The sequence below is a fragment of the Rhizobium esperanzae genome, from assembly GCF_002204185.1.
In the GTDB taxonomy this organism is placed as follows: domain Bacteria; phylum Pseudomonadota; class Alphaproteobacteria; order Rhizobiales; family Rhizobiaceae; genus Rhizobium; species Rhizobium esperanzae.
Genome location: NZ_MXPU01000003.1, coordinates 161,638 through 179,682, shown reverse-complemented (window position 1 = coordinate 179,682; position 18,045 = coordinate 161,638). Strand labels below are relative to the sequence as shown.

Here is an 18,045-nt window from a genome sequence, read left to right as displayed (position 1 = left end):
AAGGCTGCGTAATTTACCGCCGCTGCAATCGTTCATATTGGTCCCCATTCAACCCAATTCCAGCTTTGCAGCGACCTTTCGGGGCCGATAGCAAAGGCGAGTGACCATGAGTGAAACGCGGCGGAAGCTGACGACGATCTTCTGTGCTGACGTGCAGGACTATACGCGGCTGATGGGGGCCGACGAGGAGGGGACGCTTGCGACGCTGAAGCGCTGCCGCGAGGCGATGGGACACCTGATCGAAAGCCATGGCGGCCGTGTCGTCAACACCTGGGGTGACGGGTTGATCGCCGAATTCCCGAGTGTGGTCGAAGCCGTGCGCGCGGCTGTCGATACCCAGAACGAACTCGCCGGCTTCAATGCCCGCCGTCCAAGCGACGGGCGAATGCTTTTCCGCATCGGCATCAATCTCGGCGACGTCATCGTCGAGGGCGGTGACATCTATGGCGACGGTGTCAATATCGCCGCGCGGCTGCAGGCCTCGGCCGCCCCCGGCGGCATCGTGATATCGAGCACCGTTTACGATCAGGTGCGCAACAAGGTAGCTGTTGGTTTCGAGTTTCTCGGGCCGCTGACGGTGAAGAATGTCGACGAGGGCGTGCCGAGCTATGCGGTCAAGATCGGCGACGGAGGCGAGGAGGCGCAGCCTGCGGAACGACCCACCACCGTTCGGCCCCAGCCGGCGGCTCCGGTCACCGCCGAGGCAAGACCGGCTGCCGGCTACGGCCGAAGGCTGTTCAGCGTGCTCGGCGTCATCGCCGCCGTACTCGTCGGCATCAATCTCCTCACATGGAACGGAGTTTTCTGGGCCCGCTTTCCGCTGCTTGCGCTCATCGTCATTGCAGCACTTGCCTGGAATCGTGACCAGGCGCGTTTCGACCGCAGGATGGTGACACTCGCGATCACGGCGCTCGGCATTATCGGCATCAACGTCCTCACCTGGAGTGGAACCTTCTGGGCGGTTTGGCCAATACTGGGAATCGCCGCGATGATCGGCCTGCGATGGGCGATGCGCCGATAGATTTCCGCCCCTCATTTTTCATGGGTTTTGAGCGATCTTCGTCCATAGACCGGCAGCATCGAAGACCTTTGCGAGCTCCATTCAAGCAAAAGTGAGCGGCCGGATTATTCCCATTCTTCGCTGATATTACAAATCGGTAATGCCGGGTGCTTATGCTTGTCGGTAAGCTGTAAAAGCGCGATATTGTCGCATCAGATGGGAAGCTTGATCCCGCAGCGCCTCTTTCTGCCGACCCTGGTCCAACCCCGAGTCCCTCCGGAGACGTGAATGGCCTTTTGGAAGCAGTTTATACTTTCGCTCATCGTCATCATTGCCGGTTTTGCCGCGTGGGTTTTCTTTGCGCCCGGCGCCGGCGATAAGATGCGCGATGCAGGCATTCCGGATAGCCTCGTTTCCATGATCGTGCCTAAAGCTCCTGAAACCGCCGATGCCGGTGCTTCCGTCGGGGCGCAAGGGCAACGGGGCCAAGGGCAGGGACAGGGACAGAACCGCCGCAGCGGCGGCGGGCGCAACAGCGCCATTCTCGTCGCGACGCAGGCCGTCGTTCAAGGCGTCGTCAACGACCGGCTGAATGCCATCGGTACAGGCGATGCGATCCGTTCCGTCGCGGTGACGCCGCAGGCCACGGGAACGATCCGCGAAATCCTCATCAAGTCGGGCGATAGGGTGAAGGCCGGGCAGGTGCTCGCCAAGCTCGATAGCGAAGAGCAGGTGATCGCCCGCGGCCAGGCGGATGTGGCGGTGAAAGCCGCGGTCGAGAAGTCCAATCTCTACCACAACATCAAGTCCAGCGTGTCGCGCATGGACGTCTTCGATTCCGAGATCGCCGAGCAGGGCGCGCGGCTGCAGCTGCAGGCCGCCGAGCTCAATCTCGCCAGGCGCAACATCACGGCCCCGATCGACGGCATCGTCGGCATCGTGCCGGTCAATATCGGCGATAATGTCACGACATCAACGCCGATCGTCACGCTGGACGACCGTTCGGAAATCCTCGTCGATTTCTGGGTGCCGGAGCGTTTCTCGAATACGGTCGAGGTCGGCCAGCCGGTAGAGGCGATGTCGGTGGCAAAGCCGGGGCAGGTGTTTTCCGGCGTGATCGAGGCGGTCGACAACCGCATCGATGCGGCAAGCCGCACGCTGCGCCTGCGCGCCCGCATCGACAACTCTACCGACGAGCTGCGCGCCGGCATGTCCTTCAGCGTCAGCATGAAATTCCCCGGCGACAAATATCCGGCGGTCGATCCGCAGTCCGTGCAGTGGGATTCACAAGGGGCCTTCGTGTGGCAGGTGACCGACGACAAGTCGCACAAGGTGCGGGTGAGCATCGTGCAGCGCAATCCAGATTTTGTTCTCGTCAGGGCCGATCTCAAGGACGGCGACAAGATCGTGACGCAGGGCCTGCAGCGCGTGCGTGAGGGCGGGGCAGTGCGTGTTTCCGCCGATGTCGCCGCGAACGGGGAGGTCGCGACCCAATGAGCGTGACCGAATTGCCTCAGGACCGAGCGTCGGGCAAGCAGAGCTTCACCGCGCTTTTCGTTCGCCGGCCGATCCTGGCGCTGGTGTTCAACACGCTGATGGTCGTCGCCGGTCTTGCGGCCTATGTCGGCGTCGAAGTGCGGGAGCTGCCTGATGTCGACCGTCCCGTCGTCACCGTGCGCACCACTTTCGACGGAGCTTCACCGCAGACGATCGACCAGGAACTGACCAAGGTGATCGAAGGCGCGGTCGCCCGCGTCAGCGGCCTGAAGTCGATCTCCTCGACCTCTTCCTTCGCCCAGAGCCGGGTGACGCTCGAATTCTCCGATGCGATCGATCTCGCGGTCGCCGCCAATGACGTGCGCGATGCGATCGGCCGCATCGCCCAGAACCTGCCCGACGAGGCGGATGCGCCGCAGATCGTCAAGGCGGATTCGGATTCCTCGGCGATCATGCGCCTCGCCGTCACCTCCACCAACCTCAACATGGACGACCTGACGCAGCTCGTCGAAAACGAGGTGATCGATCGCCTCGCCTCCGTCGACGGCGTGGCCGATGTCGAGGAATATGGCGACCAGGAAAAGGTCTTCCGCGTCGATGTCGATCAGGGGGCGCTCGCCAGCCGCGGGCTCACCATCGGCGACTTGACCAAGGCGCTCGACAATGCCGCGCTCGACGTTCCGGCCGGTTCGCTGAAGAGCACGACGCAGGATATCGTCGTGCGCGCCACCGCCAACCTGCAGACGCCGGCGGATTTCTCCAATGTGATGTTGCAGGACCGCGTCCGGTTGGGCGACGTCGCGACCGTGACGCTCGGACCCCGCGACGGCGATACGGCGCTGCGCTCGAACGGCAAGCCCGGCATTGGCCTCGGCATCATCCGCCAGGCGCAGTCGAACACGCTCAACATCTCGACCGGCATCAAGGCCGCCGTCGAGCAGCTGTCGAAGACGCTGCCCGAGGGAACGACGATCGCCATCACCAGCGACGATGCTGTCTTCATTCAGGGCGCGATCCATGAGGTGGTGCTGGCGCTGATGCTCGCCGCCGTTATCGTCACCGCCGTCATCTATCTCTTCCTGCGCGACTGGCGGGCGACACTGATCCCGGCCGTCAGCATGCCGGTGGCGCTAATCGGGACGCTTGCTGCGATCTATATGGTCGGCTTCTCGATCAACATCCTGACACTGCTCGCCATCGTGCTGGCCACTGGCCTCGTCGTCGACGACGCGATCGTGGTGCTCGAAAACATCGTGCGCCGGCGTGCCGAGGGCATGGGGCCGCGCGCGGCCGCTGTGCTCGGCACACGCGAGGTGTTCTTCGCCGTCATCGCCACGACGGCGACGCTGGCGGCCGTCTTCATCCCGCTCTCCTTCCTGCCGGGGCAGGTCGGCGGTCTCTTCCGGGAATTCGGCTTCGTGCTCGCCTTTTCGGTCGGGCTGTCGTCGATCGTGGCACTGACATTGTGCCCGATGCTCGCTTCGCGCATGCTGACGAAGCCGATGATCGAGGATCACGGCGCGCTCGGCCGCGTCGGCGGGGCTTTCGCCAGCCTCTATAAATGGGCGCTGCACGGCTGCCTCAACGCGCCCTTCGTCGTCATCCTCTTCTCGGTGTTGTTTGCTGGCGCCGCGCTCATCGCCTTCTCGACGGTCAAGAGCGAGCTGACGCCGGAAGAGGACCGGTCGATGGTGATGATGCGGCTGACGACGCCGCAGGGATCGAGCCTCGAATATACCCGCGACAAGATGCAGCTCGTCGAGGAATATCTGCAGCCGCTGGTCGACAGCGGTGACATCCGCAACGTCTTTTCGATCTCCGGGCAGGGCGGTTCTTTGAACAGCGGCTTCATGGTGCTGACGCTCGCCCCCTGGGGAGAGCGGCATCGGACGCAGGCCGAGATCGTCGGCGACATCAACCAGGCGGCGGCGAAGGTGCCGGCGCTGCGCGGCAACGCCATCTCCTCCAACAGCCTGCGCATCCGCGGCGCCGGCAGCGGCGTGCAGATGGCGCTTGTCGGTAATGATCATGAGGCGCTGACGGCGGCGGCCGCCAAGCTGGTGCAGGCGCTCGATGCCACCGGCCAATATGATACGCCCCGGCTGACCAGCGAGCCCAGCCAGGCGCAGGTGTCGGTGGCGATCGACCGCGAGCGCGCCTCCGATCTCGGCATCGACATCACGGGGCTTTCGACGGCGATCCAGTCGCTGCTCGAAGGGCGCTCGGTGGTCGACGTCTTCGTCGACGGTGAATCCTATCCCGTGCTTTTGACTTCGACGACGCGGCCGATCGATGATCCCACGGATCTTGAAAACGTGTTCCTGAAAACCGGCGACGGCAAGATCGTGCCGATGTCAGTCATCGCCTCGATGAAGGAGGGTTCGGTCGCGCCGCAGCTGAACCGCGAGCAGCAGCTCGCCTCCGTCGCGATCACCGCCGGCCTCAAGAACGGCATGTCACTCGGCGATGCGGTGAAACAGGTGACCGCGCTCGCCGAGCCGATCTTGCCGCCGGGCGCACGCTTGCTGCCGCTTGCGGAAGCCGCAACGTTGGAAGAGAATTCGAACGGCATGGCGCTGACCTTCGGCTTTGCCATGGTCATCATCTTCCTCGTGCTCGCCGCCCAGTTCGAAAGCGTGCTCTCCTCGGTGATCATCATGTCGACGGTGCCGCTCGGCCTTGCCTGCGCCGTCTTCGCTTTAATCATCACCGGTTCCAGCCTGAACATCTACAGCCAGATCGGCCTGGTGCTGCTCGTCGGCGTCATGGCTAAGAACGGCATCTTGATCGTCGAATTCGCCAATCAGCTGCGCGACAGGGGTGAGGACGTGCGCTCCTCGATCGAAAAGGCTTGCGCGCTGCGCCTTCGCCCGGTGATGATGACGATGATCGCCACCATTCTCGGCGGCGTGCCGTTGGTCTTTGCCCATGGCGCGGGTGCGGAAGCGCGCGTGGCGCTCGGCTGGGTGATCGTCGGCGGCCTCGGTTTTGCGACGCTGGTGACGCTGTTCATCACGCCGGTCGCCTATCTCCTGCTTGCCCGCTTCGCCAAGCCGCATGCTCATGAAGAGGCGCGCCTGCACGAGGAGATGTCGGTCGCGACGAGGCCGCGTGCGGCACCCGACGAGGAGCAGCTGCAGGCCGCCGAATAAGCCTTCCGTCCGACTTGAACGCGCTGCCGGATTGCCATTCGGCTGCGTTTCTTATGGTGTATGAAGTCTTGCGGATAAGATAAATTCCCTCTGAAGATTAGCCGTTTTTTAAGCATAAGCGGCAATGATCTTGGCCAGGAACCGACTGGCCTTCTTCGTTTCTTGAAGGCAATGCGCTGGAGATCCAGCGACCCCGGACATGAGCGTCTGTGCGGAAGGTTCATCCCTGTTCAGTTGCGTTCTGTTGTGTTTTTGGAGTCTAGTTCCGTGAGTATTTATCAGCGCGTCTCCGTTGATGCGGCGCTCTATGTGCTGCGTGATATCAATCGCAATATGACGGTCACGCAGAACCACATCACGACGGGCATGCGTGTCGCCAAAGCGGCCGACAATGCCGTCTATTGGTCGATCGCCACCACCGCGCGCACCGACAACAAGGCCGTTTCGGCGGTCCAGGATGCACTCGGCATGGCGGCTGCGACGATGGGCACGGCCTATACCGGTGTCCAGAACGTTATCGACGTCGTCTCCGAGATCAAGGCCAAGCTTGTCGCCGCCACCGAGGACGGGGTCGACAAGAACAAGATCAACGAAGAGCTCAAGCAGCTGCAGGAGCAACTGCGCAGCGTTTCGGAATCGGCGACTTTCAACAGCGACAACTGGGTGATCCTCACCAACGATGCGACCCCGACGCAGCCGCGCCAGATCCCGGCGTCCTTCATCCGCAATGCCGACGGTACCGTCTCTGTAGGCATGCTGAGCTACCATATCGACAATACGCCGGTGGGTGCCACCACCTCCAAGGATGCGCGCTACCTGATTGACGACCGCGCCACCGGCTCGGGCGAATACGGCGTGCTGACCTCGTCCTATTTCGCCACCGAGCTCGGGACCGCGCAGAACTACGTGCTGATGACCAGCAAAAATGGCACCACCGCCGGCCAGGTCGTCATTTCGCTTTCGTCAACCACGACGGAAGGGCAGATCGGCCAGATGATCAGCGTCGTCGACGCGGCGCTGACGCAGCTGACGACGGTCGGCTCGGCCTTCGGCGCGCTGGAAAAACGCATCGAGCTGCAGAACGACTTCGCCACCCAGCTGCACGACAACATCACCGCTGGCATCGGCCGGCTCGTCGATGCCGACATGGAGGAGGAGTCGAGCAGGCTCAGGGCGCTGCAGACGCAGCAGCAGCTCGGCCTGCAATCGCTGAATATCGCCAATGCGACTTACGATACGGTCAGGCAGCTGTTCCAGAATTTCTAAGGGGCGACCACCCAGCCATCCGCCGCCGATCTTCGAGGCTCCGCCCTGCAGCTGCGCGCCTCGGCCACTGTCCACGTGGTCGAGCCTGCCTTAAAACTGGTGATATCAGCGCATTGCTGCAACATGGCTGCTGTTTCGGCGCCTGAAATTCGCCTATCAAGAGAACATCTTCATTTTCTTGCCGTAATCCTTGCCATTTGCTCGCATCAGTTTTGAACGGAGACCGTCCTGTCCATGATCAAGAAATTCGTACTTCTGGCTGTCGCAGCAAGCTATCTCAGCGCCTGCACGACGACCGATCCCTATACGGGTGAGCAGAAGGTTTCCAATACGGCGGGCGGTGCTGCGCTCGGCGCGCTCGGTGGCGCTCTCGTCGGCGTGGCCGTCGGCGGCGGCGGGCATGGCAAGCGCAATGCGGCGCTGATCGGCGCCGGTATCGGCGCGCTGGCCGGCGGCGCGATCGGCAACTACATGGACCAGCAGGAAGCCGAGCTTCGCGCCCAGCTCGAAGGCACCGGCATCTCCGTCACCCGTCAGGGCGACAACATCATCCTCAACATGCCCTCGAACATCACCTTCGATGTCGACCAGGATGCGGTCAAGCCCGGCTTCTATCCGACGCTGAATTCGGTGGCGATCGTGCTGCGCAAGTTCAACCGCACGCTGATCGACGTCAACGGCCATACGGATTCGACGGGCAGCCTGCAGCATAACCAGGACCTGTCGCAGCGCCGCGCGCTGTCGGTTGCCGATTATCTCGGCGGTCAAGGCATCGACCAGCGCCGCGTCTCCGCCGTCGGTTTCGGCCCGTCCCAACCCGTTGCCTCCAACGCGAGCGAAGCCGGACGTGCCCAGAACCGCCGCGTCGAAATCCAGATCGCGCCGATCACGCAGGGGTGAGCAGGCGCTCTTTCAGACAACAGAAGGCCAGGCTCGCGCTCGGCCTCTTTCGTTTCTGCTGATCGCATCAATGCTGCATCGTCGCGCCTTTGGTGATCTTGTCGACGATCTTCTTGTCGGCTCTGATCGCGATGCCGACGACATTGGCGTCGTCAGGGGCATACTCGGCAAAGACGGCGCGGTTGGCGGCGTCATGGCCGGTGGCAAACATCTCCTCGATGAATATGGAGGAGGTTACCTCACGTTCCAGCGCGCGGCGGTGGATGGTCGATATCGTCGCCTCGTCGGCGGAAAGCACGATGATCGGCTGGATCGATAGCGGATTGTAGAGATTGCCGGCGCGGTCCTTATAAGGCTCGCCGATGATCTCAGGATATTGTCCGACGATGCCTGTCGACAGGAAGGCTGTGACGTTCAGCTTCTGCCAGCCGGCAAGATTGTTTCGCAGGACGATCGCAATTTTGGTATCAAACATTCCAGTCTCTCTCATCAGGGGTATCGAAACGCGTTGAGCCAGGATCTAACGCCGCAGGTCTTCGAGGGTCTTGAACGTTTGTGCGAGCCGCAGGTGGGCAGCGGCATCCTGACTGCGCCCGCCTTTCCCGGCATCGAGCGTATCGAGGCGCAGTTTTCCGGCAACGTCTTCGAGCCGCATCGGCACGATACCTATGCGCTTGGCGTCACGCTGCACGGCGTTCAGACTTTCAGATATCGCGGCGAGCGGCGCTTCAGCCTGCCGGGGCAGGTGATCGTGCTGCATCCCGACGAGGAGCATGACGGCGGGGCGGCGACCGAGGCCGGGCTGCATTACCGCATGCTCTACATGGAGCCTTCGCTGCTGATGGAATGCCTTGAGGCGGAGAAGATCGGGCTTCCCTTCGTCGAGCAGCCCGTGATTGCCGATAGTGCGCTGGCGAAGGTGCTTCTGGGAGCGCTCGGCGCACTCGATCGGGAGCTGGACGAGCTTTTCGTCGACGATTTCGTCAGCCGCGTCGCCGGCGGCCTGTCACGGCATTCGCAGCTGCGTCGCCGGCCACTGGGCACGGTCGCCTGGCGGCAGGTACGGGCAGCACGCGATTATCTGGAGGCGCATGCGCTCAGGCCCGTGCGCTCGGGCGAACTGGAGAAGATTACCGGCCTCGACCGCTTCACGCTGTCACGGCATTTCCGCACGGCCTTTGCCACCAGCCCGCATCGTTACTTGCTGATGCGGCGCCTGCAGCAGGCGAGGGCGCTGATGGGTGCCGGCGAGGGTTTTGCCGATGTGGCGGCTGCGACCGGCTTTGCCGACCAAGCGCATTTCAATCGCCATTTCAAGAAGGCCTATGGCATCACACCTGGCCAGTGGACAATTCTTAGGCGGGGTTTTCCGCAAGGCCGGAGCGGCGCGCGATAAAGCGGGCAAGCGCCGGCCCGATCAGCAGGATGACCAGGAAACGGCCGGTCTGCATCGCCATCACGAAGGGCACGTCGACATCGCTGGAGGCGGCGATGATGGCGACGGAATCGGCGCCGCCGGGGCTGGTGGCGAGATAGGCCGTCAGCGGATCGATGCCGGCGAAGATGTGCAGTGCCGCTGCCATGCAGCCGCAGAGCGCCATCAGCAGCACGATACAGGCGGCGACCCGCGGCAGAGCGCGCGCCACATGGCTGATGATCGCGCGGGTGAAACGCAGGCCGATGCTCCAGCCGACGAGCGCATAGGCGGTGGCGAGCAGCCACATCGGCAGCTCGATCTTCAGGAGGCCCACGCCCTGCAGGAAGGCGCCGAGAAAGAGCGGAACGATGATCATGCCGCCCTGGATGCGCAGGCGGCGTACGCCATGGGCGCAAAAGCCGGCAATGGCGAGCGTCGCCGCAAGGGCCGGCCAGTCGATTGCGGGGAAGAGGACGAGCGGCGGCGGCTCGCCGCCGTCGGCCGCCACCCACAGGCGCGAAATCACCGAAGCGCCGACGGCAACGAAGACGACGCGCAGATATTGCATAAAGGCGACGAGGCGGGCATCGGCGCCATAGGCTTCCGACATGATGACCATGGCGGAGGCCGCACCCGGCGACGAGCCCCAGACGGCGGTCGTTCCCGGTAGCACCTGCCAGCGCGTCAGGAGCCAGCCGAGGCCGGTGGCGATGGCGATGACCGAGAGGACGAACAGCAGGAAGAGCGGCGCGTCCTTCGCCATCGCGCCGAGAATATCAGGGGTGATGGTGCGCGCCATCATCAGACCGACGAGGACCTGACCGAACTGCAGCGGCAGAAGCGGCACGCGAAGCTTTCCCTTGCCGACGGTCAGCGCCAGCGCGATGGCGGCAACCATCGGTCCGATCAGCAGCGAGGCGGGCAGGGCGAAGAGTTCGAGAAAGACGGTGAAGGCCGTGGAAAGCGTGAGCAGCAGCGCCCATTTCGGCAGGCCGGCATCCCGCAGCAGGCGGCGTGCGTGGCTGAGTGGCATGAATCCCCATATGTTTCCCGGCCGGCGCCAAGTCCTGAGGGTGAAGGTGGGAGGAGGTCCGGCATGAAGAGAGGCCGGCTCAAGGGCCGGTCGGCGCTGCCTCGGTATAGGCGGGGGCTGCGAGGGCGGTCAATTGCGAAATCTGGCTTCTAGGCGATACAGCGTGTGAATTTGAATCAAGCCGCCGTCTCAAGTCCTTGTTATCTCATCAGAGTCGAACATGCCCGACGAGGAAATCGAGCAGGGCGCGCACGCGCGCCGGCAGCGGTCCGCCCTGGCCCATGTAGACGGCATAGAATTGCTCGATATCTCCGGGATTGGCCGCTTCCAGCACCGGCACCAGCCGGCCGGCTTCGATATCGGCGCCGACGGTGAAGGCGGGCAGGCGCGCAAGACCGGCGCCGGAGAGCGCGAGATGGCGCATGGCTTCGCCGTCTCCAACCTGCAAGCCTGGCGTGATCGGCACCGACACGGTCTCGCCGTTCTCGCTGAGTGGCCAGCCCTCCACGGCGCGGGCGTAGGAAAAGCCGATGCGGCAATGGCGGCTCAGGTCGGCGACGCTGCGCGGTTCGCCATGATGCCTGAGATAATCGGGCGAGGCGACGATGAGCTTGCCGGTGGCGCCGAGCTTGCGGGCGATCAGGCTGGAGTTCTTCAGGGGGCCGGTGCGGATCGCCACGTCGGCGCGCTCTTCCATCAGATCGACGATCCTGTCGGTGTGGGTGATATCGAGCGTCACGCCGGGATGAACCGCCATGAAGGCGGGCACGAGGGGCGCCAGCACGTGATTGCCGAAGGAGCCGCTGGTGTTGATGCGGATGCGGCCCGAGGCCTGTTCGCCCGAGGAAGCCTGGCGTTCGGCCTCGGCGATATCGGCAAGAATGGCGATGCTGCGCTCATAGAAGGCGCAGCCCTCCGGCGTCAGCTGCAGCTTACGGGTCGAGCGGTTGACGAGGCGGGCGCCGAGGCGCGTCTCCAGCCGGGCGACGAGCTTGCTGACGGCCGACGGCGTCATGCGTCGCGCCGTGGCGGCTGCGGAAAAACCGCCGCGCTCGACGACGCTGACGAAGACTTCCATTTCGCCCGAGCGGTTGATGTCCTGACGGCTCATGATGAATTCAAGTCACAGATGCTATTCTGTCAGGCAATCTATATCAACGGAGAGACCGGGTCTATCTCAGAGGAAACCCAGGAGATAGATCATGGAATATCGAAATCTCGGCGCATCCGGCCTCAGGGTGCCGGTTTTGAGCTTCGGCGCGGGCACGTTCGGCGGCAGCGGCCCGCTGTTCGGCGCCTGGGGCAATACCGATGCCGAAGAGGCGCGGCGGCTCGTCGACATCTGCCTCGAAGCCGGCGTCAATCTCTTCGATACGGCCGATGTCTATTCGGCCGGCGCTTCCGAGGAGGTGCTCGGCCAGGCGATCCGCGGCCGGCGGGATGCCGTGCTGATTTCGACCAAGACCGCATTGCCGATGGGCGAGGGGCCGCAGGACTGGGGCACCTCGCGGGCGCGGCTGATCCGCGCGACCGAGGATGCGCTGCGCCGGCTCGGCACCGATTATATCGACCTCTTGCAGCTTCACGCCTTCGATGCCTCGACCCCGGTCGGGGAGGTGCTGTCGACCCTCGACGGCCTCGTCGCCGCAGGCAAGATCCGTTATGTCGGCGTCTCGAATTTTTCCGGCTGGGAGTTGATGAAGTCGCTCGCGGCGGCCGAGCGCTGGGGTCATCCTCGTTATGTCGCCCATCAGGTCTATTATTCGCTGGCGGGGCGTGACTACGAATGGGAGCTGATGCCGCTCGGCGTCGACCAGGGCGTCGGCGCTCTCGTCTGGAGCCCGCTCGCCTGGGGGCGGCTCACCGGCAAGATCCGCCGCGGTGAGCCGCTGCCGGCCGCAAGCCGCCTGCACGAGACAGCCCAATACGGCCCACCTGTTGACGACGAGAGGCTGTTCGACATCATCGAGGTGCTGGATTCGATCGCAGCGGAGACCGGCAAGACGGTGCCGCAGATCGCGATAAACTGGCTGCTCGGCCGGCCGACGGTATCGAGCGTCATCATTGGCGCCCGCAACGAAGATCAGCTCAGGCAGAACCTTGCCGCGGCCGACTGGAGCCTGTCGAAGGATCAGATCGAAAGGCTCGACACGGTCAGCGCGGTGACGGCGCCTTATCCTTATTTCCCGTATCGACGGCAGCAGGGTTTTGCGCTCCTCAATCCACCGATCGTCTGAGGCTGCCGCGGGCCGGGCTGTCCATGGCCCCTGGTCTACAACAAAGGGGGAGTGAAATCTTTTCCCAATCTTAACTGGACAGCCGCTTTGACTTGCCCCATACCCAGCCTGCTGCATATCTCCTTAAATCGGAATCGATATAAGACGAAATTATGCAGCAATTTTAAAGTTCTACAGCGTCCATGTACGTCTGAACGGACGTGCGGCGCAGTAGTCTGCGGGACGCGGTCTCGTCTACGCGGAATGGCAGGGAGATCAAAGGGATGGCGCTGAAGGACGCAAAGGCTGGAACACGCAACGAGGCGGGGATATCCGCCGTGCTCGGTATTCTCAAACAGAGCTTCGGCGAGCGTTTCCAGACCGGCCAGTCCTTCCGTGAGCAGCATGCCCATACGACCACCTATATTCCGTCGCTACTGCCCGACGGCGTTCTCTTTGCCGAAAACGCCGATGATGTGAAGATGGCGGTCAGGGCCTGTGCAGCGCACAGGGTGCCGGTGATCGGTTTCGGCACCGGCTCCTCGCTGGAAGGTCAGGTCAATGCCGTCAATGGCGGTGTTTCGATCGATTTCAGCCGCATGGACCGGGTGCTTGAAGTCAATCCGGAGGATCTCGACTGCACGGTCGAGCCCGGTATCACCCGTGAGGCGCTGAACGTCCATCTGCGCGATACCGGCCTGTTCTTTCCGATCGATCCCGGCGCCAATGCCTCGATCGGCGGCATGGCGTCGACGCGGGCCTCCGGCACCAATGCGGTGCGCTACGGCACGATGAAGGACAATGTGCTTGCCGTCACGGCAGTCACCGCCAACGGTGAGGAGATCCGCACGGCGCGGCGCGCCCGCAAGTCTTCTGCCGGCTATGACCTGACGCGGCTCTTTGTCGGCGCCGAGGGTACGCTCGGCATCTTGACTTCGGTGACGCTGCGCCTGCAGGCGATTCCGCAGAAGATTGCCGGCGGCGTCTGCGCCTTTCCGAGCATCAAGGCGGCTTGCGATGCCGTCATCATGACGATCCAAATGGGGATCCCGGTGGCGCGTATCGAGCTGCTCGATGCTGTGCAGATGCGGGCGTGCAACGCCTATTCCGGGTTGTCTTATGCCGAAAGCCCGACGCTTTTTCTCGAATTCCACGGCACAGACGAGACCGTGCCGCTGCAATCGGCCGCCTTCGCCGAGATCGCGGCTGAATGCGGCGGGGGCGAGTTTCTTTGGACCGCCAATGCCGAGGAGCGGACGAAGCTCTGGAAGGCGCGCCATAACGCATACTTTTCCGCGAGGGCGCTGGCGCCGGGGCTTGCCGCACTTTCGACCGATGTTTGTGTTCCGATCTCGAGGCTTGCCGATTGCGTGTCCGAAACGCAGGCGGATATCGAGGAACATGGGCTGCTCGGCCCTATCGTCGGCCACGCCGGCGACGGCAATTTCCATGTGCTGCTGTTGTTCGACGACAAAAGCGCCGGGGACATCGCCAGGGCCGAGAGCTTCGTTGAGCGGCTCAACCGCCGCGCACTCGATATGGATGGAACATGCACCGGCGAGCACGGGATCGGGCAAGGCAAGATGGCCTTTCTGGAGCAGGAGCTCGGAGGCTCGGTGGATCTGATGCGACAGGTGAAGCAGGCGCTCGATCCGGACGGTATCTTCAATCCCGGCAAGATTTTCCATCAAGGCTGAAAACGGAATATTCTCATGAACTTGGGCCTTGCCCATCGCATGAATAGCGCTAGTGTCGACAATAGAACCCTGAACAGTGTCGGCAACACAATCCCGAATGGAGAATCCTTGCATTGGTAGGCCGGTTCCTCGTCTTTCTGGGGGGAGTGATCGTCGTAGTGCTGTTTGTGGCGCTGCTTGCGCCGCTGTTCATCGACTGGACGGATTTCCGCAAGAACTTCGAGGATCAGGCAAGCCGCATCATTGGCAAGAAAGTCACCGTCCACGGCACCGTGGATGCCCGTCTGCTGCCGTTTCCGTCGGTCACGCTGCATGACGTGCGTGTCGGCCAGGAGGCAGACGGCACGCCGATCGTCAAGGTCGAACAATTTTCGATGGATGCCGAGCTTGCGCCTTTCCTTTCGGGCGAGGCGCTGATCTTCGATATGCGCGTCGTCAATCCGAAGGTGCGCCTCAGATTGCTCAAAGACGGCACACTCGACTGGATGCGCGGCAGCCGCGCCGAAATACCGGCCAAAACAGTCGTTCTCGAAAATGTGCATGTCAGCGGTGGCGAAGTCGACTTCCTCGATGACCAGTCGGGCCGGGCGCGTCGCATCACTGGCCTGAATGCGGAGATGTCGGCCAAATCGCTCGCCGGCCCCTGGCGTGTCGAAGGCGATGCGGCGCTCGACGGTGAGCACGGCAATTTCTCGATTTCGAGCAGCCAGCCGGACGAGAAGGGTGCGCTGCGCATGCGCACGAAGCTGTCGCCGGACAAACATCCGGTCAGTATCGATCTCGACGGCGAACTGAAGCTGGTCGACCGCAAGCCGAACTATCAGGGCCAGCTTTCGGCGGCGATCGAAAACCGCAACAGTGCCAGGTCGGCCAACAAGAACGAGCAGCCGCCGAGGCTCAAGGGCCGCTTCGAGCTTACCAATGAACGTATCCGCATTCCCGAATATCGGATGGAGATCGGCCCGACGGACGATCCCTATGTGATAACCGGGGAGGCGACGCTCGATACCGGCAACGCGCCGGAATTCCTGTTGACCGCCGACGGGCAGCAGATAGACGTGAACCGCATCGGCAATCAGGGCGCGGCCGGCAAGACGACACGGGATGCCGCGGTTTCGGCGCGCCAGCGGTTGAATTCTCTGATCGATATCGTCGCGCAGGTGCCGATTCCGCAGGTGCCGGGCAAGGCAAGCGTCAAACTGCCGGCCATCGTCGCCGGCGATACGACACTACGCGATGTGCAACTGGAGCTGGAGCCGGCCGGTACCGGCTGGATGATCGACAGCGCCGTCGGCACGCTGCCGGGGCGCACGCAAGTGGAAGGCAAGGGCAAGCTCCTGCTTCAGGGAGAACCCTCGTTCAACGGTCAGATCGTGATGGCCTCGAACCAGCCAACGGGGCTGGCTTCCTGGCTGGCCGGCCCGGTCGACCCGGCCATCCGCCAATTGCGGCAGGCGGGTTTTTCCGCCAATGTCAGCCTGACTCATGAATTGCAGCGTTTCGAAAATCTCGAAATCGCCGTCGGATCGGCGACGCTGAAAGGCCGGCTGGAGCGGCAGGCGATCTCCGGCCAGACGCCGACCCTGTCGGTGGCGCTGAATGGCGACACGCTCGATCTTGACGCGCTGCAGGCGCTGGCCGGGCTCGCGACCGGGCAGGAGAGCGGCGACAATGTCCTCGACCATAAGATCGCCGCACAGCTCAAGGCCGACAGGTTCACCGCCTTCGGGGTCGACGCCGAGAATGTCGAGACCACCTTCACGATTGCCGACGGGGCGCTTGCGGTCGACCGGCTGTCAGTCAAGAATGTAGCGGGCGCCGAGCTGACGGCGACCGGCCGGGCCGAAGGCTCGCTGCTCGACTATAAGGGTGCAGGCGAGATCACCTTCAAATCGGCCGATCCCGGCGGCTTCTTCACCATGCTGCGCGAGCATCTTCCACACCACCCTGTGCTCGACCGGCTGGTGCGCAACGCCGGCTGGTACGGCAATACGGCGTTACGCGGCGCGCTGACGCTCGGTGGCGACGAGGGCGATGCGCTGACGGTGACGCTGGCCGGCGTCTCGAACGGCAGCCGGGTCAACCTCGATTACCGCATGTCCGATCTCCTGGCGCTGACCGGCAACGGTACGACGAGCCTCGAGGCGACGCTCGAAAACGCCGTGCCGTCGATCTTGTTCGGTCAGGCCGGGCTCGACCCGCTGCCGGTCGATGTCGGCGCGAACGGCCGCCTGACGCTCAAGGTGAAGGCGTCGGGCAACGATCCTGCCGATGCGGCGTTGACCTTTGCGACCGATCGGACCTCGTTTACCGCGAAGGGCAAGGTTGACGTGCGGCCGGAGAGTTTCATGAATGGTCAGATCGCGCTTTCGCTCGACAGCGCCGATATCGACCCCTATCTCATCATGAACGGCATTGCCCTGCCGCAGACCGGAACGGGGTTGCCGTTCGGCCTGCAGGTCAACGCCGCCGTCGATAGCGACAAGATCGTCTTGTCCGATCTCAAGGGACATGCGGCCGACAACGCGTTTTCCGGTGCGCTGACCTTCGACCGCAAGGCTGCGAAGACGACGGCGAGCGGCGAGCTGACGCTTGCCAAGGCAGATGCCGGCTGGCTCGGCGAGGCGGTGTTCGGCCAGATCGTCGATCCCGCCAGCGGCACGCTGTCGAAGGCGCCGCTAGGCCTGCCCACCTTCAAGGATCTCGACGTCAAGGTGAAGCTGTCGGCCGAGGAATTCTGGCCCGGTCTGCCGGAAACGGCAGTATCCGATTTCACCAGCAACGTCGCCTATAGGGGCGACGAGTTGCAGCTCAACGACATGGCCGGTAACTGGGATGGCGGCAAGCTCTCCGGCAACCTGCTCTTCACCAATGCCGATGGCACCGGTTTCCTGCAGACGAAGCTGACGCTCGCCGATTCCGATCTTGCCGGGGTCATCTGGCTGCGTGACGGCGCGCCGATTGCCAACGGCAAGTTCGGATTGTCGCTGTCGATGGAGGCCTCGGGCAAGACGGTTGGCGAGATCGCCAGCTCACTCAATGGATCAGGGGAACTGAGACTCGGCGATACGAGCATACGCGGACTGAACCTTGCCATCCTTCCGCCGCTGCTTGCCGCCACCGACCCGATGCAGGAACAGATCAATGCCGGCAAGGTGCATCCGATCGTCGAGACGTTGCTCAACAACGGCGAGGCGAAGCTGCCGCCGCTCGGAATTCCCTTTAACGTCACCGATGGAACGCTCAGGGTGCAGAATGTGACCGTGGCCAACGATCTGGCCCGGGTTACCGCCGACGCACAGATCGCCTTGCCGGAGGAGCGGATCAGCGCGACGGTCGGCATCGGCCTCAATCCAGGCGCGGAGGCGCTTCCGGGTGTCGAGCCGGCGCTGAGGCTGAACTTTTCCGGCATGCTGCCGTCACCCGGCAAGACGATGGACGTGACCGATATCACCAGCTACTTGTCGCTGCGTGCTTTTGAGCGCGAGCGGCGGCGCGTCGAGCGGCTGCAGGCGATCGTGCTTGAAAAGCAGAGGTTGCGCCGCGAGGTGGCGCTCTATCGTTTCAATGACGCCGAGCGCGTCAGAGCGGCCGAAATCGAGCGGCAACGGCAGGCGGAGGAAGAGCGGCTGCGCGCACTGGCGCAGGAGGCGGCGGCGCAGAAGGCCGCTGCCGAGGCGGAGGCCGCACGCGCAGCGGAGGCAAAAGCCAAGGCCGATGCGCAGGCGAGGGCGGCCGCCGAGGCGGAAGCGGCCCGGCGCTCCGGGCAGATGCAGCCCGGTCAGCTCGATTTCGATCATCTGCCGGGCATTCAGGCGCAATGAAGACGCGTGGTTTGCGTCGCCTGAGATGTTTCAGGTTTTTGTT

At 63.4% G+C, this 18,045-nt stretch carries 12 protein-coding genes; 9 read left to right on the top strand and 3 right to left on the bottom strand.

All coding sequences use genetic code 11. From position 1 onward, the window contains the following. The first annotated feature begins 106 nt into the window (after positions 1 to 106). The 5 genes from B5E41_RS05250 to B5E41_RS05230 all read left to right on the top strand — a co-directional run bounded on the left by B5E41_RS05250 (position 107) and on the right by B5E41_RS05230 (position 7,815). Entirely contained in the window at positions 107 to 1,021 is a 915-nt protein-coding gene (locus B5E41_RS05250; RefSeq protein ID WP_088391635.1) for an adenylate/guanylate cyclase domain-containing protein, read from the top strand. A gap of 267 nt (positions 1,022 to 1,288) precedes the next feature. Then, positions 1,289 to 2,497 carry an efflux RND transporter periplasmic adaptor subunit gene (locus B5E41_RS05245; RefSeq protein ID WP_088391633.1) on the top strand — a complete coding sequence of 403 codons (1,209 nt, stop codon included), beginning with the start codon at positions 1,289 to 1,291 and terminating at the stop codon, positions 2,495 to 2,497. Further along, positions 2,494 to 5,649 carry an efflux RND transporter permease subunit gene (locus tag B5E41_RS05240; protein WP_088391631.1) on the top strand — a complete coding sequence of 1,052 codons (3,156 nt, stop codon included), beginning with the start codon at positions 2,494 to 2,496 and terminating at the stop codon, positions 5,647 to 5,649. Before B5E41_RS05245 ends, B5E41_RS05240 begins: the two co-directional genes overlap by 4 nt. Before the next feature lie 267 nt (positions 5,650 to 5,916). Beyond that, positions 5,917 to 6,915 carry a flagellin N-terminal helical domain-containing protein gene (locus B5E41_RS05235; RefSeq protein WP_088391629.1) on the top strand — a complete coding sequence of 333 codons (999 nt, stop codon included), beginning with the start codon at positions 5,917 to 5,919 and terminating at the stop codon, positions 6,913 to 6,915. A 234-nt stretch (positions 6,916 to 7,149) separates the two neighbouring features. Next, on the top strand, positions 7,150 to 7,815 hold the full coding sequence (locus B5E41_RS05230; RefSeq protein ID WP_088391627.1) for a YiaD family glycine zipper/OmpA-like lipoprotein: 666 nt from the start codon (positions 7,150 to 7,152) through the stop codon (positions 7,813 to 7,815). A 67-nt stretch (positions 7,816 to 7,882) separates the two neighbouring features. Here the strand turns inward: B5E41_RS05230 and B5E41_RS05225 are convergent, their stop codons facing one another. Continuing rightward, the gene (locus B5E41_RS05225) at positions 7,883 to 8,290 is read right to left on the bottom strand and encodes a DUF2000 family protein (protein ID WP_088391625.1); all 408 of its coding nucleotides are present in this window, start codon (positions 8,288 to 8,290) and stop codon (positions 7,883 to 7,885) included. A 33-nt stretch (positions 8,291 to 8,323) separates the two neighbouring features. On the opposite strand from B5E41_RS05225, the gene B5E41_RS05220 reads away from it, so the two are divergent. Next, positions 8,324 to 9,211: an AraC family transcriptional regulator gene (locus B5E41_RS05220; RefSeq protein ID WP_088391623.1), complete on the top strand. Its 888-nt coding sequence runs from the start codon at positions 8,324 to 8,326 to the stop codon at positions 9,209 to 9,211. Here B5E41_RS05220 and B5E41_RS05215 read toward each other — a convergent pair. After that, entirely contained in the window at positions 9,171 to 10,265 is a 1,095-nt protein-coding gene (locus tag B5E41_RS05215) for an AbrB family transcriptional regulator (protein ID WP_088391621.1), read from the bottom strand. The two genes, B5E41_RS05220 and B5E41_RS05215, sit on opposite strands and share 41 nt — an antisense overlap. A gap of 208 nt (positions 10,266 to 10,473) precedes the next feature. Beyond that, a complete protein-coding gene (locus B5E41_RS05210) occupies positions 10,474 to 11,376 on the bottom strand; it encodes a LysR family transcriptional regulator (protein ID WP_088391619.1) in 903 nt (300 codons plus the stop codon). 91 nt (positions 11,377 to 11,467) lie between these two features. Between B5E41_RS05210 and B5E41_RS05205 the strand changes: the two genes are divergently transcribed. The 3 genes from B5E41_RS05205 (at position 11,468) to B5E41_RS05195 (ending at position 18,002) form a co-directional block, all read left to right on the top strand. After that, positions 11,468 to 12,502, top strand: a complete 1,035-nt coding sequence (locus tag B5E41_RS05205) for an aldo/keto reductase (protein ID WP_088391617.1) — start codon at positions 11,468 to 11,470, stop codon at positions 12,500 to 12,502. Positions 12,503 to 12,765: 263 nt separating this feature from the next. Beyond that, a complete protein-coding gene (locus tag B5E41_RS05200) occupies positions 12,766 to 14,178 on the top strand; it encodes an FAD-binding oxidoreductase (protein ID WP_088391615.1) in 1,413 nt (470 codons plus the stop codon). A gap of 113 nt (positions 14,179 to 14,291) precedes the next feature. Next, positions 14,292 to 18,002, top strand: coding sequence for an AsmA family protein (locus tag B5E41_RS05195; protein WP_088391613.1), 3,711 nt, complete (start codon positions 14,292 to 14,294; stop codon positions 18,000 to 18,002). The last annotated feature ends 43 nt before the right edge of the window (positions 18,003 to 18,045 follow it).